At 69.2% G+C, this 19,042-nt stretch carries 21 protein-coding genes and 1 riboswitch; of the genes, 9 read left to right on the top strand and 12 right to left on the bottom strand.

Features of this window, described 5'->3' with window-relative positions; genetic code table 11:
* Positions 1 to 16: 16 nt before the first annotated feature.
* The gene (locus tag OC534_RS06645) at positions 17 to 307 is read left to right on the top strand and encodes a DUF3247 family protein (RefSeq protein WP_017356498.1); all 291 of its coding nucleotides are present in this window, start codon (positions 17 to 19) and stop codon (positions 305 to 307) included.
* 38 nt (positions 308 to 345) lie between these two features.
* Here OC534_RS06645 and OC534_RS06640 read toward each other — a convergent pair whose 3' ends face one another.
* Positions 346 to 609, bottom strand: coding sequence for a hypothetical protein (locus OC534_RS06640; protein ID WP_017356497.1), 264 nt, complete (start codon positions 607 to 609; stop codon positions 346 to 348).
* A gap of 144 nt (positions 610 to 753) precedes the next feature.
* Between OC534_RS06640 and OC534_RS06635 the strand changes: the two genes are divergently transcribed.
* The 3 genes from OC534_RS06635 to OC534_RS06625 are packed head-to-tail and all read left to right on the top strand — an operon-like array spanning position 754 to position 3,256.
* Positions 754 to 1,875, top strand: coding sequence for a class I SAM-dependent methyltransferase (locus tag OC534_RS06635; RefSeq protein WP_262071584.1), 1,122 nt, complete (start codon positions 754 to 756; stop codon positions 1,873 to 1,875).
* Positions 1,872 to 2,576, top strand: a complete 705-nt coding sequence (locus OC534_RS06630) for a pseudouridine synthase (RefSeq protein WP_017355691.1) — start codon at positions 1,872 to 1,874, stop codon at positions 2,574 to 2,576. The genes OC534_RS06635 and OC534_RS06630 overlap by 4 nt, the downstream gene beginning before the upstream one ends.
* Positions 2,573 to 3,256 carry an HAD family phosphatase gene (locus OC534_RS06625; RefSeq protein WP_017355692.1) on the top strand — a complete coding sequence of 228 codons (684 nt, stop codon included), beginning with the start codon at positions 2,573 to 2,575 and terminating at the stop codon, positions 3,254 to 3,256. The genes OC534_RS06630 and OC534_RS06625 overlap by 4 nt, the downstream gene beginning before the upstream one ends.
* 110 nt (positions 3,257 to 3,366) lie before the next feature.
* Here OC534_RS06625 and fabB read toward each other — a convergent pair whose 3' ends face one another.
* Together fabB and fabA are read right to left on the bottom strand one after the other, a co-directional pair.
* Positions 3,367 to 4,575 carry a beta-ketoacyl-ACP synthase I gene (gene fabB / locus OC534_RS06620; RefSeq protein ID WP_136003535.1) on the bottom strand — a complete coding sequence of 403 codons (1,209 nt, stop codon included), beginning with the start codon at positions 4,573 to 4,575 and terminating at the stop codon, positions 3,367 to 3,369.
* Positions 4,575 to 5,090 (bottom strand): 3-hydroxyacyl-[acyl-carrier-protein] dehydratase FabA, encoded by a 516-nt coding sequence (fabA, locus tag OC534_RS06615; RefSeq protein WP_017355694.1) that lies wholly within the window; start codon positions 5,088 to 5,090, stop codon positions 4,575 to 4,577. Before fabA ends, fabB begins: the two co-directional genes overlap by 1 nt.
* Positions 5,091 to 5,317: 227 nt before the next feature.
* On the opposite strand from fabA, the gene dinB reads away from it, so the two are divergent.
* A complete protein-coding gene (gene dinB, locus OC534_RS06610; protein WP_017355695.1) occupies positions 5,318 to 6,400 on the top strand; it encodes a DNA polymerase IV in 1,083 nt (360 codons plus the stop codon).
* A gap of 7 nt (positions 6,401 to 6,407) precedes the next feature.
* On the opposite strand, the gene OC534_RS06605 is transcribed toward dinB, so the two are convergent.
* On the bottom strand, positions 6,408 to 7,322 hold the full coding sequence (locus tag OC534_RS06605; RefSeq protein ID WP_017355696.1) for an MBL fold metallo-hydrolase: 915 nt from the start codon (positions 7,320 to 7,322) through the stop codon (positions 6,408 to 6,410).
* A 75-nt stretch (positions 7,323 to 7,397) separates the two neighbouring features.
* Positions 7,398 to 8,036, bottom strand: a complete 639-nt coding sequence (locus OC534_RS06600) for an NAD(P)H-binding protein (RefSeq protein ID WP_136003537.1) — start codon at positions 8,034 to 8,036, stop codon at positions 7,398 to 7,400.
* 97 nt (positions 8,037 to 8,133) lie between these two features.
* Here OC534_RS06600 and OC534_RS06595 point away from each other — a divergent pair, with 97 nt between their 5' ends.
* Together OC534_RS06595 and gph are read left to right on the top strand one after the other, a co-directional pair.
* Positions 8,134 to 9,036, top strand: a complete 903-nt coding sequence (locus tag OC534_RS06595) for a LysR family transcriptional regulator (protein ID WP_017355698.1) — start codon at positions 8,134 to 8,136, stop codon at positions 9,034 to 9,036.
* A 53-nt stretch (positions 9,037 to 9,089) separates the two neighbouring features.
* Positions 9,090 to 9,752, top strand: coding sequence for a phosphoglycolate phosphatase (gene gph / locus OC534_RS06590; protein ID WP_153164938.1), 663 nt, complete (start codon positions 9,090 to 9,092; stop codon positions 9,750 to 9,752).
* An 88-nt stretch (positions 9,753 to 9,840) separates the two neighbouring features.
* Here the strand turns inward: gph and btuB are convergent, their stop codons facing one another.
* Positions 9,841 to 11,682 carry a TonB-dependent vitamin B12 receptor gene (gene btuB / locus OC534_RS06585; protein ID WP_136003541.1) on the bottom strand — a complete coding sequence of 614 codons (1,842 nt, stop codon included), beginning with the start codon at positions 11,680 to 11,682 and terminating at the stop codon, positions 9,841 to 9,843.
* Positions 11,683 to 11,743: 61 nt separating this feature from the next.
* A riboswitch (cobalamin riboswitch) is annotated at positions 11,744 to 11,972 on the bottom strand.
* Between the two features lie 153 nt (positions 11,973 to 12,125).
* Between btuB and OC534_RS06580 the strand changes: the two genes are divergently transcribed.
* Positions 12,126 to 12,704, top strand: coding sequence for a histidine phosphatase family protein (locus OC534_RS06580; RefSeq protein WP_316044053.1), 579 nt, complete (start codon positions 12,126 to 12,128; stop codon positions 12,702 to 12,704).
* Here OC534_RS06580 and OC534_RS06575 read toward each other — a convergent pair.
* Together OC534_RS06575 and OC534_RS06570 are read right to left on the bottom strand one after the other, a co-directional pair.
* Positions 12,701 to 13,036 (bottom strand): TfoX/Sxy family protein, encoded by a 336-nt coding sequence (locus OC534_RS06575; RefSeq protein WP_017355702.1) that lies wholly within the window; start codon positions 13,034 to 13,036, stop codon positions 12,701 to 12,703. The two genes, OC534_RS06580 and OC534_RS06575, sit on opposite strands and share 4 nt — an antisense overlap.
* Entirely contained in the window at positions 13,033 to 13,515 is a 483-nt protein-coding gene (locus OC534_RS06570; RefSeq protein WP_136003543.1) for a GAF domain-containing protein, read from the bottom strand. Before OC534_RS06570 ends, OC534_RS06575 begins: the two co-directional genes overlap by 4 nt.
* Before the next feature lie 117 nt (positions 13,516 to 13,632).
* Between OC534_RS06570 and bioD the strand changes: the two genes are divergently transcribed.
* Positions 13,633 to 14,316, top strand: a complete 684-nt coding sequence (gene bioD, locus OC534_RS06565; RefSeq protein ID WP_262071582.1) for a dethiobiotin synthase — start codon at positions 13,633 to 13,635, stop codon at positions 14,314 to 14,316.
* On the opposite strand, the gene OC534_RS06560 is transcribed toward bioD, so the two are convergent.
* The 4 genes from OC534_RS06560 to msrB all read right to left on the bottom strand — a co-directional run bounded on the left by OC534_RS06560 (position 14,317) and on the right by msrB (position 19,017).
* The gene (locus OC534_RS06560) at positions 14,317 to 15,747 is read right to left on the bottom strand and encodes a PLP-dependent aminotransferase family protein (RefSeq protein ID WP_136003547.1); all 1,431 of its coding nucleotides are present in this window, start codon (positions 15,745 to 15,747) and stop codon (positions 14,317 to 14,319) included.
* Between the two features lie 178 nt (positions 15,748 to 15,925).
* Positions 15,926 to 16,660 (bottom strand): peptide-methionine (S)-S-oxide reductase MsrA, encoded by a 735-nt coding sequence (msrA, locus tag OC534_RS06555; RefSeq protein ID WP_017356828.1) that lies wholly within the window; start codon positions 16,658 to 16,660, stop codon positions 15,926 to 15,928.
* Between the two features lie 15 nt (positions 16,661 to 16,675).
* Positions 16,676 to 18,445, bottom strand: coding sequence for a cytochrome c biogenesis protein DipZ (locus OC534_RS06550; RefSeq protein ID WP_262071580.1), 1,770 nt, complete (start codon positions 18,443 to 18,445; stop codon positions 16,676 to 16,678).
* Between the two features lie 47 nt (positions 18,446 to 18,492).
* Positions 18,493 to 19,017 carry a peptide-methionine (R)-S-oxide reductase MsrB gene (msrB, locus tag OC534_RS06545; RefSeq protein ID WP_017356826.1) on the bottom strand — a complete coding sequence of 175 codons (525 nt, stop codon included), beginning with the start codon at positions 19,015 to 19,017 and terminating at the stop codon, positions 18,493 to 18,495.
* Between the last annotated feature and the right edge of the window lie 25 nt (positions 19,018 to 19,042).

Genomic DNA, 19,042 nt, shown 5'->3' with positions numbered 1-19,042 from the left:
TAGTCCGGAGAACGCCATGTCCCGCCTTGCCCCCGCCGTGCATACCGACCCCGCCGACATCGCCGCGTTGGAGGCGCTGCTGCCGCAGCTGCGTGGCCAGACCCAGGTGGAGCTGACCCTCGTCGATGGCCGTCGCCTGCTCGGCACGGTGGCGGTGCAGCCCACCGTGCAGCAGTACCGCGACGCCGCGGAGAACGAAGGCAGCAACGGCCAGTTGCGCCTGGATGACCTGGATGCGCCGGTGCAGCAGCACCTCGTATGGCTGGACAGCATCGCCGCCGTACGCCAGCTGCCGCCGCGCGAGTGAGCCTGCGCCCGGCACCGCAGTGCCGGGCACCGCGTCGTTCAGTGCGTGAAGACCTCGGCTTCGGCCTCGAAACGGCGCGCATAGGCGCGTTCGTCGGCGATCCTGCCTACTTCGTCATCGGCCATGTCCGGCGCGCCGTACACCGCATATGCCACGGTGCCATCGGCGGTCTTGCCCACCTGGTGCAGCCGGTAGCGCGAATGGCCGCCGCCGGTGTCCTCGGGGTAGTGCACCGGCGGGTGGTTGCCCTCCAGGTCCATTTCGCTGTTGTCCACCACGCCGCCGACAAACAGTGCACGCATGAGTCATCTCCATCTCGAGGGGAGCCTCCACCCTGACGGCACGGGTGTTGCCGTGGCATCAACGGGACGTTGAATAAACGCAAAACCGGGCCCTACGGACGAACCGGTAGAATGGCCCCCTCTTTTGACGATGTGCCCCCCTGCATGGCTGCCCAGCACGACGCCCCCCTGGAAACCCTGTTCCTGCCGTTCGCCAACGGCGCGCTGTCCTGGCCCGCCGGCCCGGTGCTGTTCCTGCGCGCCCGCGACGGCTGGCCGCTGCGCGAACACGCCCAGCCGGCGCAGCTGGTCTGCGAGCAGAGCTTCCGCCCCTTCGCCGATGCGCTGGAGGCCAGTGGCTGGCAGGTGCGCGATGAGCAGCAGCTGATCGATGACACCACCCGCTATGCGCTGGTGCTGGTGCTGCCGCCGCGCCAGCGCGAGGAGGCACGCGCCCTGTTCGCACGCGCGCTGGCGCTGGCAGCGCCGGGCGGCACCGTCGTGGCCTGCCAGCACAACAACGAAGGCGCGCGCTCCGGCGAAAGCGATCTGCAGTCGCTGGCCGGTCTGGGCGGAAAACTCACCAAGAACCATTGCCGTGCCTACTGGACCGCACCGCTGAACGGCCAGCACGACGTGGCGCTGGCACAGCGCTGGGCCAGCCTTGACGCACCGCGCGCCATCCTCGGCGGGCGCTTCCAGAGCCGCCCGGGCATCTTCGCGTGGGATCGCATCGATCCGGCCTCGGCGCTGCTGGTCGAGCAGCTGCCGGCCGACCTGGCCGGCGTCGGCGCCGATCTGGGCAGCGGTTTCGGTTACCTCTCGGCCGAAGTGATGGCCCGCTGCCCGGGCGTGACCGCGCTGGACCTGTACGAAGCCGAAGGTCGCGCGCTGGCACTGGCGCGCGCCAACCTGGCCGCGCTGGGCAAGCCGGCCGCGCTGAACTACCACTGGCACGATGTCACCGCCGGCATCGAAGGCCGGTACGACTTCATCGTCACCAATCCGCCGTTCCACACCCCGTCCCGTGCCGACCGCCCCGACATCGGCCAGCGGTTCATCGCCGTGGCGGCGGAGGCGCTGCGCCCGGGCGGGCGCATGTGGCTGGTGGCCAACCGCCACCTGCCGTACGAGCAGATCCTCAATGAGAGCTTCGGCCAGGTGCGCGTGGCGGCCGAGCGCGACGGTTTCAAGCTGATCGAGGCCACCAAGGCCAGCAGGAGCCCCACCCCCGTCAGGACCCCGCGCAGCACCGAGCCGACGTGGGGCCGCGGAGGCCGCGCATGAAGCTGGTCAAGCTGTTGGCGAACCTCGGCTATGGCAGCCGCAAGCAGGTGCAGGGGATGTTCCGTGCCGGCCTGATCACCGACGCTGACGGCGAGGTGCTGTACGCCGACGACGTGGTTGCGCATGAGGCGATCCGTGTTGAAGGCGAGCCGCTGGACCCGCCGCAGGGGCTGACCGTACTGCTGCACAAGCCGCGCGGTTACACCTGCTCCACCAAGGACACCGGCCGGTTGATCTACGACCTGCTGCCGCCGCGCTTCCGCGAGCGGTCGCCGGTGCTGTCCTCGGTGGGCCGGCTGGACCGCGATACCAGCGGGATGCTGCTGATGACCGACGATGGCGCGCTGCTGCACCGGATCGTCTCGCCGAAGTCGCGCCTGGACAAGGCCTACGAGGTGACCCTTGCCGAGGACCTGCGGGGCGATGAAGTGAGCCGGTTCGCCAGCGGCACGCTGCTGCTGGAATCGGACGACAAGCCCTTGCTGCCCGCTGAACTGGACGTGCGGTCACCGCGCCAGGCGCAGCTGGTGCTGCATGAAGGCCGTTACCATCAGGTGCGTCGCATGTTCGCCGCCGTCGGCAACCATGTAGAAGCGCTGCACCGCAGCCGCATCGGCGGGTTGTCGCTGGGCGACCTGGCCGAAGGCCAGTGGCGCATGCTCGATGCCACCGACCTGGACACCCTGTTCGACGTCCCATGACCGCCATTGCCGCGCTGCCGTTCCTGCCCGACGCCGTCATCTTCGATATGGATGGCCTGATGATCGACAGCGAACGCGTGTCGATCGCCTGCTGGTCGGCGGCGGCGCGGGAGCTGCAGCTGCCGTTCGCGGAGGACTTCTGGCTGGGGATGGTCGGCCTGGGTGACCGTGACTGCGAGCGCCTGCTGCTGGAGCACATCCCTGCCGGGCAGGTCGCCGCGCTGTTCGCGCGCTGCCACGCTCTGTACGAGGCGCGTACCCAGGCGGGCCTGCCGCTGCGGCCGGGCATCGTGGACATCCTTCAGTTGCTGCAGGCGCATGACATTCCGCGCGCGGTCGCCACCTCCACGCGGCAGCCGCGTGCGTCGCGCAAGCTGCACGCGGCGGGGCTGCTGCCGTTCTTCGAGGTGGTGGTCACCAGCAGCGACGTGGCCCATCCCAAACCGGCGCCGGACATCTACCTGCTGGCCGCGCAGAAGCTGGGCAAGGCACCCGCGCGCTGCCTGGCCCTGGAAGATTCGCCGGCCGGCATCCGCGCCGCGGTAGGCGCCGGCATGACGGCCATCCAGGTCCCGGACCTGGTGCGCCCTGACGACGCGCTCCGCGCCCTGGGTCACCGCATCGTCGACTCGCTGCTCGACGCCCGCACGCTCCTGCTGCCTTTGCTGCCCACCAGGTAGAGCCGACGTCCAGTCGGCTCGACCGGTGCGCGCGGATGGCCCCTACCTGGCCGCGCAGAAAAAAGCCCGGCGCTTGGCCGGGCTTTCCTTCGCGCGTGGTCCGCCTGGATTCACACCCGGCCGAACACCAGCGCAGCGTTGGTGCCGCCGAAGCCGAAGCTGTTGGACATCACCGTGTTCAACTGTGCATTGTGGCTTTCGCGCACGATCGGGAAACCTTCCACCAGCGGGTCCAGCTCGCCGATGTTGGCCGAGCCGGCGATGAAGCCGTCGCGCATCATCAGCAGGCAGTAGATCGCTTCGTGCACGCTGGCGGCGCCCAGCGAATGGCCCGACAGCGCCTTGGTCGACGACAGCGGCGGCACGTTTTCGCCGAACACCTCGCGCACCGCCTTCAGCTCGGTGACATCGCCCAGCGGGGTCGAGGTGCCGTGCGTGTTGAGGTAGTCGATCGGGGCGGACAGATTGGCCATTGCCATGTTCATGCAGCGCACCGCGCCCTCACCCGACGGTGCCACCATGTCGGCGCCATCGGAGGTGACGCCATAGCCGACCAGCTCGGCATAGATGCGTGCGCCACGCGCAACGGCATGGTCGTAATCCTCCAGCACCAGCATGCCGCCACCACCGGCGATGACGAAGCCGTCGCGGTCCTTGTCGTACGGGCGCGAGGCACTGGCCGGGGTTTCGTTGAAGCGGGTGGACAGTGCGCCCATCGCATCGAACATCACGCTCATCGACCAGTGCAGGTCTTCGCCGCCACCGGCGAACATCACGTCCTGCGCGCCGTGCCGGATCAGGTCCGCGGCGGCGCCGATGCAATGTGCCGACGTCGCGCAGGCGGCCGACAGCGAATAGCTCAGGCCTTTGATCTGGAACGCGGTGGACAGGCATGCCGACACCGTGGAGCACATCGTGCGCGGCACCATGTACGGGCCGACCTTGCGCACGCCGCGCGCGCGCAGGATGTCGGCCGATTCGACCTGCCACTGGCTGGAGCCGCCGCCGGAACCGGCGATCAGGCCGGTGCGCGGGTTGGCGACCTGGTCGGCCTCCAGGCCGGCATCGGCGATCGCATCGCGCATGGCGATGTACGCATACGCCGACGCGTCGCTCATGAAGCGCTTGAGCTTGCGGTCGATCTGTGCGTCCAGGTCCAGTTCGATGTTGCCGCCCACGTGGCTGCGCAGGCCGGCGTCGGCGTGGTCGGGCAGAGTGCGGATGCCGGCGCGGCCTTCACGCAGCGCGGTGGACACGGTGTCCAGATCGTTGCCCAGGCACGAAGTGATGCCCATTCCGGTAATGACGACGCGACGCATCAGAAGTTCTCAGTGGAAGTGAACAGACCCACACGCAGGTCCTTGGCGGTGTAGATTTCGCGGCCGTCCACCAGCATGCGGGCGTCGGCCTGCGCCATCACCAGCTTGCGGTTGATGACGCGGGTGATGTCGATTTCATAGCTGACCTGCTTGGCCTCGGGCAGCACCTGGCCGGTGAACTTCACCTCGCCGCAGCCCAATGCACGGCCGCGGCCGGGAGCGCCCAGCCAGGTCAGGTAGAAGCCGGTGAGCTGCCACATCGCATCCAGGCCCAGGCAACCGGGCATCACCGGGTCGCCGATGAAGTGGCACCCGAAGAACCACAGGTCCGGGCGGATATCCAGTTCCGCGCGTACCAGTCCCTTGCCGTGTGGGCCGCCGTCCTCGCGGATATCGGTGATGCGATCGAACATCAGCATCGGATCGTTGGGCAGGCGACCGCTGCCCGGGCCGAACAGTTCGCCGCGGGCGCTGGCCAGCAGCTGTTCGCGCGAGAACGCGTTGAGACGAGTCATGAAAAGCGCAATCCTGAAGTTGTCATCGGGTACATCCGAGCGCCGCTCGGCTGCTCTTGATAAAAGACAAGTGTTCAAGAGTGCAGAGGAAAATCGTTTCAATCAAACGTTTTAACCGTACGCCAGCGTAGTGTTTTCAGGTTCAAAAACGCATGTTGTTGTTATGAAAAGACCATACTCAAGCGTGTGGCTGTAATCTTGTTCATCTGACCCGAGTCCGTCACGCCGTGCCCGCCCTCCGCAAGATCATCCACGTCGACATGGACGCGTTCTACGCGTCGGTGGAGCAGCGCGACGACCCCGCGCTGCGTGGCCGGCCGGTGGTGGTGGCGTGGAAAGGCGCGCGCTCGGTGGTGTGCGCGGCGTCGTACGAGGCGCGGGTGTTCGGCATCCGCTCGGCGATGCCGGCGCTGCGTGCCGAGCGGCTGTGTCCGGACGCGGTGTTCGTGCCGCCCGACTTCGCCCGTTACAAGGCAGTGTCGCGCCAGGTGCGTGAGATTTTCCTGCGGCATACCGACCTGGTCGAACCGCTGTCGCTGGACGAGGCCTACCTGGACGTGACCGTGCACAAAGGCGGCATGACGGTGGCGACCGAGATCGCGGCGATCGTGCGGGCGCAGATCCGCGAGGAAACGCAGTTGACCGCGTCGGCCGGGATCGCGCCGAACAAGTTCCTGGCCAAGATCGCCTCGGACTGGCGCAAGCCGGATGGCCAGTTCGTGGTGCCGCCGCATCGAGTCGAACAGTTCCTTACGCCGTTGCCGGTCAAGCGGGTACCCGGCGTGGGCAAGGTGATGGAAGGCAAGCTGGCCGAACTGGGCATCGTCACCGTGGGCGATCTGCGCGCGTTGCCGCTGGAGGTGCTGGAAACGCGTTTCGGCAGCTTCGGCGCCAGCCTGTACCGGCGCGCACGCGGCATCGACGAGCGCCCGGTGGAACCGGACCAGCCGGTGCAGTCGATCTCCTCGGAGGACACCTTCGCCGAGGACCTGCCGCTGGATGCGCTGGACGCGGCCATCGTCGAGCTGGCCACGAAGACCTGGCAGGCAACGCGCAGAACCGAGCGGGTCGGGCATACGGTGGTGCTGAAGCTGAAGACCGCGCAGTTCCGCATCATCACCCGCAGCTTCACGCCGGAGTCGCCGCCGGACACGCTGGAAGAACTGCGCGATATCGCGCTGGCGCTGCGCGCGCGCGTCGACCTGCCGGATGACACGCGCTATCGCCTCGTTGGCGTCGGGCTGGGGGGGTTCCGCGAGCGCGAACCGGTGCGCCAGCCCGGCCTGTTCGATCACCTCGACGAGGCGTGACCGCCGCTTACGGCCAGCGCATCTCGCCTTTGGCGACCTTGGCACTCAACGCCAGTGAATCCACTCCCTGCAGGCGCGGGTAGCGCGTTTTCATCGCCGCGACCAGGGCATCGGCGTCGGCACTGCGCGCGGCTTCCGCATCGAAGGCACGGATATAGGCTGCGGTGAAGTCCAGCGCGCCGACATCCAGCGCCGCGCCCGTGGCGTAGTGCCCGGGAATGACGCGCACCGGTTTGAGTGCCTTGATCTTCGCCAGGGTCGCCAGCCAGTCCGCGTGCGACTGCGCACTCTGCGTATCGGCCATCCATACATGTTCGCCACTGACCACGGGAATGCCGCCGAGCACGGTCCGCAGCGCGGGAATCCACACCACGGTCCGGTCCGGGGTGGGGCCGTCCAGCCCGATGATCTGCAGCGTCTGCCCGTCCAGTGTGAGGGTGTCGCCGTCGAGGACCTGCGGCACCACGATGCGCGCAGGCGCGTCGGCACCCATCTTCGGCCCCCAGTAGGCGAGCTTGCCGGCCTGCGTCGCCTGGATGTGGGCCACCGTCTGCGCGGTGGCAACGATCCGGGCGTCGGGGAAGGCGTCCTGCAGGGTAGCCAGGCCGAAGTAGTAGTCGGGGTCGCCGTGGCTGATGTAGAGGGTGGTCAGGCGCTTGCCGCTGGCGCGGACACGCTGCACCAGGTGTGCCGCATCCGACGCCGCGAACTGGGCGTCGATGAGGATCGCGTCGTGCTCGCCGGTGACCAGGCTGGAGGACACCTGGAACAGCGCCTTCGCGCCCGGATGGTAAGGCTGCACCTGCAGCGGTGCGCGTTGCGTGGTGGCAGGGGCTGCATGGCTGGCCGCAGGTGCAGCCACGCCGAGTGCGGCGCCGACGGCCAGCGCCAGCAACAGCGGGGCGCGCGAAAGAGGGGGCATGGTGTGGGGTCCTGTGCGACAGGGCCCCGGCGGCATGCCGGGGCCTGGTGGAGCCGGGGCGGGTCGGGCCGTTCGTCAGTACGCGACGGTGGCGATCTGGCGCAGGTACCGCGGCGTCTCGATTTCGTTGACGAACGCGTCGGCGTAGTCGGCGTAGCTGATCCGGCTATGGCCGTCGGCACTGGCCAGGAAGGCCTTGGCCTGGGTACGGAAGCCGCCCTGCTGCGGGCCCGGGCCGATCTCGGCGGCGGGAGAGTAGAAGGTCCAATCCAGATCATCGATGCCCTGGTAGACCTTGAAGGCCTCTCGGTGCGCCAGCGCGATCGGCTTGTAGGCGTCGGGGAACGTGGGGGTGTCCACCAGCTGCACGCCTGGCGCGACCTCCAGACTGCCGGCACCGCCGACCACCACCACCCGGCGCACGCCGGCCTGGCGCGCGGCCCCGGTGAGGTGGGTAGCCACGGCGGCCACATCGGCCGGGGCGTCACCCGGGCGCGGGCCGTAGGCGCTGGCGAGTACGTCATGGCCGGCGATCACGGCGGCCAGGGCATCGGTGTCGTCCAGCGCGGCGACGGCCAGCGTGGCGCCGTCCAGTTCGGCAGGCAGCGCGGTGTCGCGGCGCACGATGGCCGTGACCTGGTGGCCGCGGGCGAGGGCCTGGCGGGCGATTTCACGGCCGATGTTGCCGGTGGCACCAACAAGCGCGATTTTCATGGGGCGAGGTCCGTTGCGGGAGGAAGGCCAGCATATGCGCCTGAAATCGTCCGAAAAGCCGCGTATAACGGCCTAATTTGTTGCGTAGAACGATCAAATGGACCGCATGACCGCCATGAACGTGTTCGTCGAGGTGGTCGAGCGCGGCAGCCTGACCGCCGCCGCCGAGGCGCTGGAGATGTCGCGGGCGATGGTCACCCGCTACCTGGCCGAGGTGGAGCGCTGGCTGGGCGCCCGCCTGCTGCACCGGACCACGCGCCGGATCAGCCTCACCGCGCCGGGCGAAGCCGCGTTGCTGCGCTTCCGGCAGATGCTGGCGATCGGCGAGGAACTGCACGGCGAACTGGCCAACGACAATCCAGAACCGCATGGCCTGATCCGGGTCACGGCCAGTGTCTCGTTCGGGCAGATCCACCTGGCAGCGGCGGTGGCGGACTTCGTGAAGCGGCATCCGTTGACGCGGGTCGAACTGCTGCTGGTGGACCGCGTGGTGAACCTGGTCGAGGAACGCGTGGATATCGCCGTGCGCATCTCGCGCGCGATCGATCCGGCGCTGATCGCGCGGCGCCTGGCGCCGTGCCGCTCGGTGCTGTGCGCGGCACCGTCGTACCTGGCCGAACGCGGCGCGCCGACGACTGCCGACGCGCTGGCCTCGCACAACTGTCTTACCCACCACTACGTCGGCAAGAGCGTGTGGCACCTGAAGCGCGACGGCCGTGCGATTGCCGTGGCCGTGGGTGGCAACATCAGCGCCAACGAGGCGTCGCTGCTGCTGGAAGCGGTGCGCGCCGGCGCCGGCATCGCGATGCTGCCCACCTACCAGATCGGCCCGCTGCTGCGCAGCGGCGAACTGATCGAGGTACTGCCGGACTACGAGGTGGAGGGCCTGGGCATCCACGCGGTGTATGCGTCGCGGCGGCAGTTGCCCACGATCATGCGCAGCTTCCTGGATTTCCTCGTGGAGCGCTTCTCCAGCCCGGCGTTTCTGTCGCGGATCTGAGCGCAGGACGCCGCGTACAATGGCGTTCCCACGTCGTTGAAGTGAGCCGCGCCTTGTCCTGTCCGTATCCGTTGGTGGTGTTCGATCTGGATGGCACGCTGGTCGACAGCGCGGCCGATATCGCCGAAGCGCTGAACCGCACGCTCGAAGACTGGCAGTTGCCGCGGGTTCCCGAGGCCACGGTGCTCACCTGGATCGGCGACGGCGTGCGCCGGCTGGTGGAGCAGGCGTTCACCGCGGCGGGCAGTGATGCCGATCTGGACGCGGTCATGCCCGGCTTCATGCGCCACTACGAGGCCTGCCTGCTGCGCAGCCCGCGTCTGTTCGAGGGTGTTGAAGCGGCGCTGCAGGCGCTGCGCGAGCGCAACGTGACGCTGGCGATCTGCACCAACAAGCCGTCAGCGTTGGTGGCGCCTCTGCTGCGGCATTTCGGCCTGCAGGATCTGTTCGCGCTGGTGCTCGGCGGCGATTCGCTGGCCGAGCGCAAGCCCAGCGGCGTGCCGTTGCGGCATATCGCCGCCCACTTCGGGCTGGCACCGCAGGCGGCGCTGATGGTGGGCGATTCGATCACCGATTACCGTGCTGCCGTGGATGCGGGCATGCCGGTGGCGCTGGTGCGTTACGGCTATCCGCGCGGGCTGGACCTGGAGACGGTCGAGGCGGTAGCGGTGGTGGATGATCTGCGCGATCTGCCGGGGGTGTCCGCGCGCGGGTGAGGGAGGCGCCGACCCACGGTCGGCACCCACCGGATGCCTGTCTGCACCCCTGCGTGCGGGACGGCGGCGATGCCGCCATCCCGGTGCCTCAGTTCGGCTGGTAGCGCACGCTCAGGCGGTACTCGCGGCCGGGCTGGTTGTACCAGGCCACCGTTTCGTAGTCGCGGTCGAACAGATTGCTCACCCGGCCAAGCACCGACCAGTCGCGGCTGATTGCGTACTCCAGACGCAGGTCGACGGTGCCATAGCCGCCCAGGCGCACGGTGTTGGCGGCATCGTCATAGCGCTTGCCCGCCCCATTGGCGGTAATGCCGGCGCGGAAGTCGCCGAAGCGGCGGTCGATGTCCAGGCGCGCGGTGTTCTGCGCGCGGCGCGCCAGCCAGTTGTCGAACTGCGCGCTGCCGTCGGTGCGGTTGCGCGGATCGGTGTGGCTGAGCTGGGCGCTGATATCGACGCCGGCCACGGTGATGGCACCGGTCAACTCGGCGCCGCGGATGCGCGCCTTCTCCACCTGCGACATCATGAAGGTGGTGGCGTCGTAGGTGATCAGGTCGTCAATGCGGGTCTCATACACATCCAGGCCCCATCGCCAGCCATCGCCCTGCTGGGCAATGCCGAGGTTGGCGCTCCGGGAGGTTTCCGGGTCCAGCGTCGGCACGCCGCTCCACGGGTCGTACAGGTCGCTGAAAGTCGGTGCCTTGAACGCGGTGCCGTAACTGGCGTTGAGGCGGAAGCCGCCATCCAGTTCCATGCCCCAGCCGAGGCTGCCGGTGGTGTGGTTGCCGAACTGCTCGTTGTCGTCGTTGCGCACGTTGGCCTGCAGGTGGTGCGCGCCGAAGCGGCCCTGGTACTGCACGAACACGCCGGTGTTGTCGCGGCTGTCGACACCGTAGCCGGCGCTGCTGCCGTCCAGGTTGTCCTGGCTCCAGTCCACGCCTGCGCTGAGCAGCTGGCCTTCGGCCACGCCGATGTCAGCCTGTACCGACGCGGTGTCACGGTGGGTCTGCGCCGCGCCCAGCCAGGTGCTGCCGTTGTAGTTCTGCGACTCGTTGTCAGCCCGGCCGGCACTGACGGTCAGGTTGAAGTGCGCGCCCGGGGTGTAGCGCACCTTGCCGCCCAGCACCTGCTGCAGCGTTTCCGAATAGTTGTAGTAACCGTCGTAGTGGTTCTCGCCTTCGGCGCGCAGCGCGGTGCCTTCCACGTGCCAGGCATCGCCCAGCGCGTAGCCGCCACGCAGGCTCATCGACAGATTGCGGTAGCCGTCGCGGTCGGGCTCGTCGGCGCCGCAGCCGGCGAACGTGATCGGGTTGCCGCGGCAGGCATTGATGCCGTCGGTGTGCTGGTAGGCGATGTCGGTGCCGAACCAGCCGCGCTCGCCGCTGCCACCGAAGCCGCCACTGGCCTCGCGCAGGCCGTTGCTGCCGGCGCCCAGCTGCAGGTGCGGGGCGAACTGGCCGGCGTTGCGGCGGGTGAATATCTGGATCACGCCACCGATCGCATCAGCGCCGTACAGGCTGGACTGCGGGCCGCGCACGATTTCCACGCGTTCGATCTGCGCCAGTGGCAGGTCCTGGAGCATGGCCAGGCCGAGATCGCCGGTGTTGATGCGCACGCCGTCCACCAGCACCAGGGTGTGGGCCGAGTTGGTGCCGCGGAGGAACAGCGAGCTCTGCTTGCCCAGGCCGCCGCTGTTGTTGAGGTTGATGCCGGCACGGCCGCGCAGCAGGTCCTGCAGCGACGGCGCCTGGCTGCGCTCGATCTCCGCGCGGTCGATCACCTGCGCAGGCGAGATGCTGTCCTGCAGGGCGATCGGCGTGCGCGTGGCGGTGACCAGGACCTGGTCCAGTGCGGTTGCCTCATCCTGGGCGGCCGCCATCAGCGGCAATGTCGACAGCACGGCCAGGGAGAGAATTCGGGTTTGCAGCTTCATCGTGGACTCCGGGTGCCGCGCACGCCCGCGCGGCAAAGGGTGGGGAAGGTCGCGACACGTCGCGATCCGTCGTCTCCCAGGCCGGTCTCCGGACTTGCGGGTGGATGGCAGCCCCATCCCACCAGGCGCCTTCCCATGCCGAAGCACAGTGGCGTACTGCCTGGTGTCTCCACGCTTACCGTTGCGGGGGCAGTGCCGGAGTGGCGGACAGGCATTGCCTGACGCGTCACCGGCTTCCCGTTTCAACCTGCCGGCATACGCCGCAGGTCACCTGAAAGTGGGCGAAGTCTAAGCCATCGGCCCGGGCCGATGGGACGCAGCGGTTAGAATGCGCCTCGTCTTTTCGATGTGATCCTCATGACCCCACTGTGGTTGCAGCACCCATGCGCGGACGCCCGTGCGTACCGCCGGCCCACCGCAGCGCCGGGTACAGGGGGCATGGCGTGATCTTCGACCTGATCCGCCACGCCAGCACCGGCCGCGACAACCACCTGGATGGCCGCACCGATCCGCCGCTGGACGCGGACAGCACCGTGGCCCTGTGCGAGCGCTACGCGTCGCTGTCCTGGCAGCGCGTGCTGAGCTCACCACGCACGCGTGCAATGGGCACCGCCGACGCACTGGCCGTGCCGCGCGGGCTGCACGTGGAGGCGCACGAGGAGTGGGAAGAACTCGACTTCGGCGACTGGGACGGGGCGGCACTGGACGCCTTGCCGATGGAGGCCGTGTCGGCCTTCCACCTGGACCCGCACGCCAATCCACCGCCGCATGGCGAAAGCTGGGGACACTTCGAGCGCCGCATCGCGCGTGGCCTGCACCGCCTGCTGGATGATCCGGAGCCGGTTCCCACCGTTGTCGTCAGCCACGGCGGGCCGTTGCGGATGGTGCTGTCGCAGGTGTGTGGCCTGCCACTGGCGATGTGCTGGGCATTGCGCATCGATCACGGCACGCGGCTGCAGCTGCGCGTGGAGCGCGACGAGGATCGCCTGTGGGGCGAGCTGCTGGAACTGCAGCAACCCTAGCGGTCGTCCTCGTCATCCTGCGGCTCGGGCGTGCGGTCGTAGACCGGCCCGGACGCTGGTGGCGCCTTCTTCAACGGGTTGTCGGCGATGATCGCGTCGTAGGCGGCAACCAGTTCAATCCGCCGCGCCTCCGGCAGTTCCTGCCAATGGCAGTCCTGCAGCGCGCCTTCCAGCGAGTACAGCAGGTTGAGGCTGGGCTTGAAGCCGGCGCGCTTGACCTTCACGAACGCGCCCACCGCACCGGCGGCGATCAGATCCTCCGGGGTGCGCAGCCCGACCTGACGCAGCCAGGCTGCGCTTTTGGGGCCGATGTTGCGCAGTTTGGCACTCATCCCAGCGCCTCGACGAACACCGCGGCGATCGCTTCCAGACCGGCCTGGTCCTCGGCGTCGAAGCGGGCCAGCGACGGGCTGTCCAGGTCGAACACGCCGATCAGCGTGTCGCCCTTGAGCAGCGGCACCACCAGTTCCGAGCGCGAGGCCGAATCGCACGCGATGTGGCCGGGGAAGGCATCCACGTCCTCGATCCGCTGGGTGCGTCGCTGCGAGGCGGCCGCGCCGCACACGCCCTTGTCCAGCGGGATGCGCACGCAGGCCGGCAGGCCCTGGAATGGCCCGACCACCAGCTCGGTGCCGTCGTAGAAATAGAACCCGACCCAGTTCAGGTGGGGGAGCGCGTGGTAGACCAGCGCCGACAGGTTGGCCGCGTTGGCGATCCGGTCGCGCTCGCCGTGCACCAGGGCGCGTGCCTGGGCCAGCAGCTGACCGTACTGTTCCGGCTTGCTGCCGGTGAGCGTGGAAGTATCGAACATGCCCGCAGTCTAGCAAGCAGGGCCGTCGCCTGCGCCGGGCGCAGTGCAACGCAGCGATGCGCCGTCGCGGCGGACGGCGGCAGGCCGATAATGGGCGCTTTCCTCCCGGAGACGTCCATGTCCCTGCCCGTGTCGTTGCCCGCTGCCCTGTACGTGACCGGTACCGATACCGGGATCGGCAAGACCTTCAGCAGCTGCGTGCTGCTGCATGCGCTGCGCCAGCGTGGCCGGCAGGCCGTGGGCATGAAGCCGGTGGCCAGCGGCTGCATCCGCACCGCCGAGGGCCTGCGCAACGAGGATGCGACCGCGCTGATGGCGGCCAGCGACCCGATGCCGTCCTATGACGATCTGAACCCGTTCGCGCTGGAGCAGCCCCTGGCGCCGGAGATCGCCGCCGCCGAGGCCGACGTGACGCTGTCGCTGGGCCCGATCGAGACGGCGTTCGCCCGCCTGCGTGCCAGCGCCGACACCGTGGTGGTGGAAGGGGTGGGGGGCTGGCTGGCACCGCTGTCGGGCACGCTCGACCAGGCCGACCTGGTGCAGGCCCTGCAGCTGCCGGTGGTGATGGTCGTTGGACTGCGGCTGGGCTGCCTCAACCACGCGCGCCTGACCGCTGCGGCGATCCAGTCCAGCGGGGCCACCTGCATCGGCTGGATCGCCAACGAAGTGGACCCGTCGATGGCGCGTCGCGACGAGAACATGGCCCTGCTGCGTGCGCGCCTGCCGATGCCGTGCTGGGGGCGCCTGCCGTACGCGCCCGGGGCCGACCCGGCCACGTTGGCCGCGCGGTTGGCCATCTAGCTAGCCGCGCGCGGCCGCCTGCAGGGTGTGGGCGATGCGGCCGAGCGTGGCGATCGCACCGACGTAGCGCTCATCCAGCTCCTGGCAGCACGACAGGCGCAGGCAGTGGCGGTAGCGCGCACCACGTGAATACACCTGGCCCGGCATGAACACCACGCCCTCGGCCAGCGCCAGGTCGAACAGCGTCCCGGCCTCGATGTCGACGGGCAGCTCCACCCACAGCAGAAAACCGCCGGTTGGCTGGGTGGCGCGGGTGCCGGGGGGGAAATGCTGCGCGATCAGGCTGCGCACGCGGCCGACCTGCTCGCTGTACAGCCGCCGCAGTCCCCGCAGGTGGTGTTCGTAACTGCCCGCTTCCAGGAACGCGGCCACGGCCTCGCCGAGCAGGCGCGATTCGGCGCCGGTGGACTGGAACTTGAGCAGTTGGATGTCCGCGGCGAAGCGACCGCCGTCCAGCCAGCCGATCCGGTAATCCGGTGCCAGCGTCTTGGAGAAACTGCTGCACACCATCACCCAGCCTTCGTCATCGAAGGATTTGAGCAGCGGCGCGAGCGGTTCCTGGTACTGCAGCTCGGCGTACACCGCATCCTCGATCAGCGGGATGCGGAACTGATTGACCAGCGCGGCCAGCCGCTGCTTGGCAGCGACCGGCATGGTGCAGCCCAGCGGGTTGTGCACGCTCGGCATCGCCACGATCGCGGCCAGCGCGCGGTGCTGCAGCTGTGCCTCCACCGCGTCCACGTCCAGGCCGTGGCGCGGATCGGTGGGCAGTTCGATCGCCTTCAGTCCCAGGCTGCCCAGCAACGGGTACAGATTGAAGTACGAGGGGGCTTCGATACCGACGGCATCGCCGGGGCGCGTCACCGCGCGCAATGCCAGCTGCAGCGCCTCCATCGCGCCGTGGGTCAGCACCAGCCGCTCCACGCTGGTGTGCAGGCCCAGGCGTGGACCACGCCGCACGATCTGCTCCAGCAGCCGCGTGGCCGCATTCGGGCGCGCATAGGTTTCGACCATGCCCGCCGAACGCCGCAGCACCTGCGCGGTGCTGCGCGCCAGCTTCGCACCGGGATAGAAGCGTTTGCCGCGCGGGCCGGCAAAGGCCAGGTCGACGACGCCCGGCTGCTGCTGGGCGGCCAGTACGCGGGCCATCATCACCTGCTGCGCCGGGGCGGTCGCCAGTGACGGCGCCTGGCGCAGCGAACGGGTGGGCTCGGGCAGGCGCGGGCTGACCACGAAGCCGGCCTTGGGCCGCGGCATCACCAGCCCGGCGTCTTCCAGTTGACGGTAGGCGGCGATCACGGTGTTCAGGCTCAGCCTGCGCTGCGCGGCCAGGCCGCGCAGCGAGGGCAGGCGTGCACCGGCCGGCAACCGGCCGCTGTGGATCGCATCGGCCATTTCATCGGCCAGGGACTGGTAAAGGTTGGCTGCCATGCGGGCTCATCCACGGAAATCTGTATCCATCCGGATGCAGCGACTCTGGCGCTGTATCCGCTGGTCCGCGCAGCCTAGCATGGCCTGGCCAGCCCGGCGGACGTCACCCGCCGCGCATCCCGTACGTCCCTCGCGCACGGCGGTGGCGTGTTTCGCCGTGCGCTTTTTTCCCGTTCCCTCAGCGCGCCGACAGCGTCGATACCAGGCGCGGGGTGTCGCGGTACAGCGCCGGGTACTGGCGCTTCAGCGCCTCGACCTTGGGCAGGTCGTTGATGCGGATGTACAGCGATTCCGGGTGCAGGGTGAGGTAGTTCTGGTGGTAGTCCTCGGCCGCGAAGAAGCGCTTGCCGCCATCGACCTGGGTGACCACCGGCGCGGCCCACACCTTGGCTTGTTCCAGCTGGGCGATGTAGGCGCGGGTGGCATCGCGCTGTGCCGGGTCGTCGATGTAGATCGCCGAGCGGTACTGGGTGCCCTGGTCGGGGCCCTGCCGGTTGAGCTGGGTGGGATCGTGCACCACCGAGAAGAACACCTGCATCAGCTGTGCGTAGCTCACCTGGCTCGGATCGTAGGTGACCTGCACCGCCTCGGCATGGCCGGTGGTGCCGCTGCCCACGCGCGTGTAGCTGGCTGTGCCGGCGTTGCCGCCGATGTAGCCGGACACCGCGTTGTTGACGCCCTTGATGTGCTGGAACACCCCCTGCACGCCCCAGAAACAGCCTCCGGCGAACACCACCTGCGCACGCCGGCTGCCCGGCTGCGCAACGTTGGCCGGCCCGCTGGGCGCCGGGACGCTGACCATCGCGGCCGCCGCATGGGCGGGACGATCCAGGCTGACCACGGCGGTCACGGTCAATGCCGCAATGACACCGGCAATCCCGCCGGCCACCAGTTTGTCGATAGTGAGCTTCATCGAAGGCCTCCCGGCTCAACCAAAGGTGAAGGCGTAGGCATGGACACCCGGATCGAGGAACTCGATCTCGAAGGTGCGTTCACGCACATCGCCGGATTGGCGGATCAACTGGTACAGGCGGTGCTCGCCGACCTGGCCGCTGCCATCGGCGGATACGTCGCCGCCGGCGGCCGCGCCCGGCGGCTGTCCATCCAGGCGCACGCGGTAGCGCACCGGCTTGCCGTCCTGCGCGGGGGCCAGCACCAGGTGCAGGTCGCGCGCGTGGAAGCGGAACGCGATGCGGCCGCCGGCCTGCGCCAACTGCACGTCCTCATCGCCGACCGTCCAGCGCCCGCCCAGCGCCCACTCGTTGAGCGCCAGCGAGGCGGGCAGTGCGTAGGCGGCCTGGCGGTCGGGTTGCTGGCCACCCGGTGAGGCGAAATGCTCGGCGCGCGCATGGCCCAGGTAGGTCTCGGGCGATTTGAGGTTGCGCATGTCGGCCTGGCGCTCCACGCCCTCGCGTGCCGTGGCCGTCATGGCCTGTGCCGGTTCGCCGGGCAGCGTGTTGCCGGCCTCGCGCAGCAGTTGGCGGATGATCTGCTCGGACTGCGCATAGTTGCCTTCGCCGAAGTGGTGCGCGCGGATGCGGCCCTGGGCATCGATGAAGTAGTGCGCCGGCCAGTAGCGGTTGTTGAAGCCACGCCAGATCGCGAAGTCGTTGTCGATCGCCACCGGATAGGTGACCTGCAGATCCCTGACCGCGCGCTGCACGTTGCCGAGGTTGCGCTCGAAGGCGAATTCCGGCGCGTGCACGCCGATGACCACCAGCCCGTGGTTGCGGTAGCGCTCGGCCCATTCGCGCACATAGGGCAGGGCACGCAGGCAGTTGATGCAGGAATAGGTCCAGAAATCGACCAGCACGACCTTGCCGCGCAGCGACGGCCCATCCAGCGGTGGACTGTTGAGCCAGCCGGTGGCGCCGGCGAGCGAGGGCAGTGTGCCTTCAACCGGCAAGTCGCCATCGACCGCGCGATCGGCGGCCCGCATCATCATCGCTCCGCCCGCCGGCGGCGACTGCGCCGGCAGCGCATCCAGCAGGCCCTGCTCAAGCCGCGCGGTACTGACCGTGGACAGGCGCGTCAGCACGCCGGTATCCCAGCCCATCGCGATGGCCACCACCGCCAGCAGCGCGGCAATGCCCAGTCCGCGCCGCACCCATTCCCCTACGCCGAGACGCTGCTTGAGGGCGGCGAATACGCGCCCGCCGATCCAGATCGCCAGCGCCAGCGAGGTGGCCGCGCCCAGGGCATAGGCCAGCAGAAGCGTGCTGGTGCCCACGCTGGCGCCCTGCAACGCCGCGCCGGTCAGGATGAGGCCCAGGATCGGGCCGGCGCACGGTGCCCACAGCAGGCCGGTGGCCACGCCGATCAGCAGCGAGGTACCCACCCCGCCGCGTCCGGCATCGCTGGCCGCGTCGGCCGACGCACTCAGTCGCGCACCCAGGCGCTGGAACGGCGACAGCAGCCGGTTGGCCAGGGTCGGCCACAGCAGCGCTACGGCAAACACCGCCATCACCACCAGCGCGATCCAGCGGCCCACCTGGTTGGCCTGGGCCACCCACTGGCTGCCGACCGCCGCCAGGCTGGCGACCACCGCGAACATCAGCGCCATGCCAACCAGCAGCGGCAGACCACTGCGCAGGAACGGCCGGTCCGAACGCGCGAACACGAAGGGCAGCACGGGCAGGATGCAGGGGCTGAGGATGGTCAGCACGCCACCCAGGTAGGCCAGCACAAGCAGGAGCATCGGAAAGTCCTTTCAGGAAGGGGGGAAGGCCGGGCAGGGGCCGGGGGTCAGGTGCTGTCGTCGGCGCCGCGCGGCACGAACTGCATCGCGACACCGTTCATGCAGTAGCGCAGGCCGGTGGGACGCGGGCCGTCATCGAAGACGTGGCCGAGGTGGCCGCCGCAGCGCCGGCAATGCGCTTCCACGCGCACCATGCCGAAGGTGGTGTCGCGATCCTCGCCGACGGCGTCGTGCAGCGGCGCCCAGAAGCTCGGCCAACCGGTGCCGCTGTCGAACTTGGTGGACGAGGAGAACAACGGCAGCGCGCAGCCGGCACAGGTGAAGGTGCCGCGCCGGTGCTCCTTGTTCAGCGGGCTGCTGAACGGACGTTCCGTGCTTTGCCGGCGCAGCACTGCGTACTGCGCCGGGGTGAGCTGCGCCCGCCATTGCGCATCGGTGCGCATCACCTCGAACTGGCGCACCGGTGCGGCGGGCGCGGCAGGTGCGGGGCCACTGCAGGCGGACAGGCCGAACAGGCCGGCGGCAGCGGCCATGCCGCCCATGCCGAGCACATTGCGACGGGTGTAACGCATGGCCGATCTCCAGGGGGGGATACGA

It is taken from the genome of Stenotrophomonas sp. Marseille-Q5258 (assembly GCF_946900935.1).
GTDB lineage: Bacteria > Pseudomonadota > Gammaproteobacteria > Xanthomonadales > Xanthomonadaceae > Stenotrophomonas > Stenotrophomonas nematodicola.
This window is presented reverse-complemented; position numbering and strand designations above follow the sequence as displayed.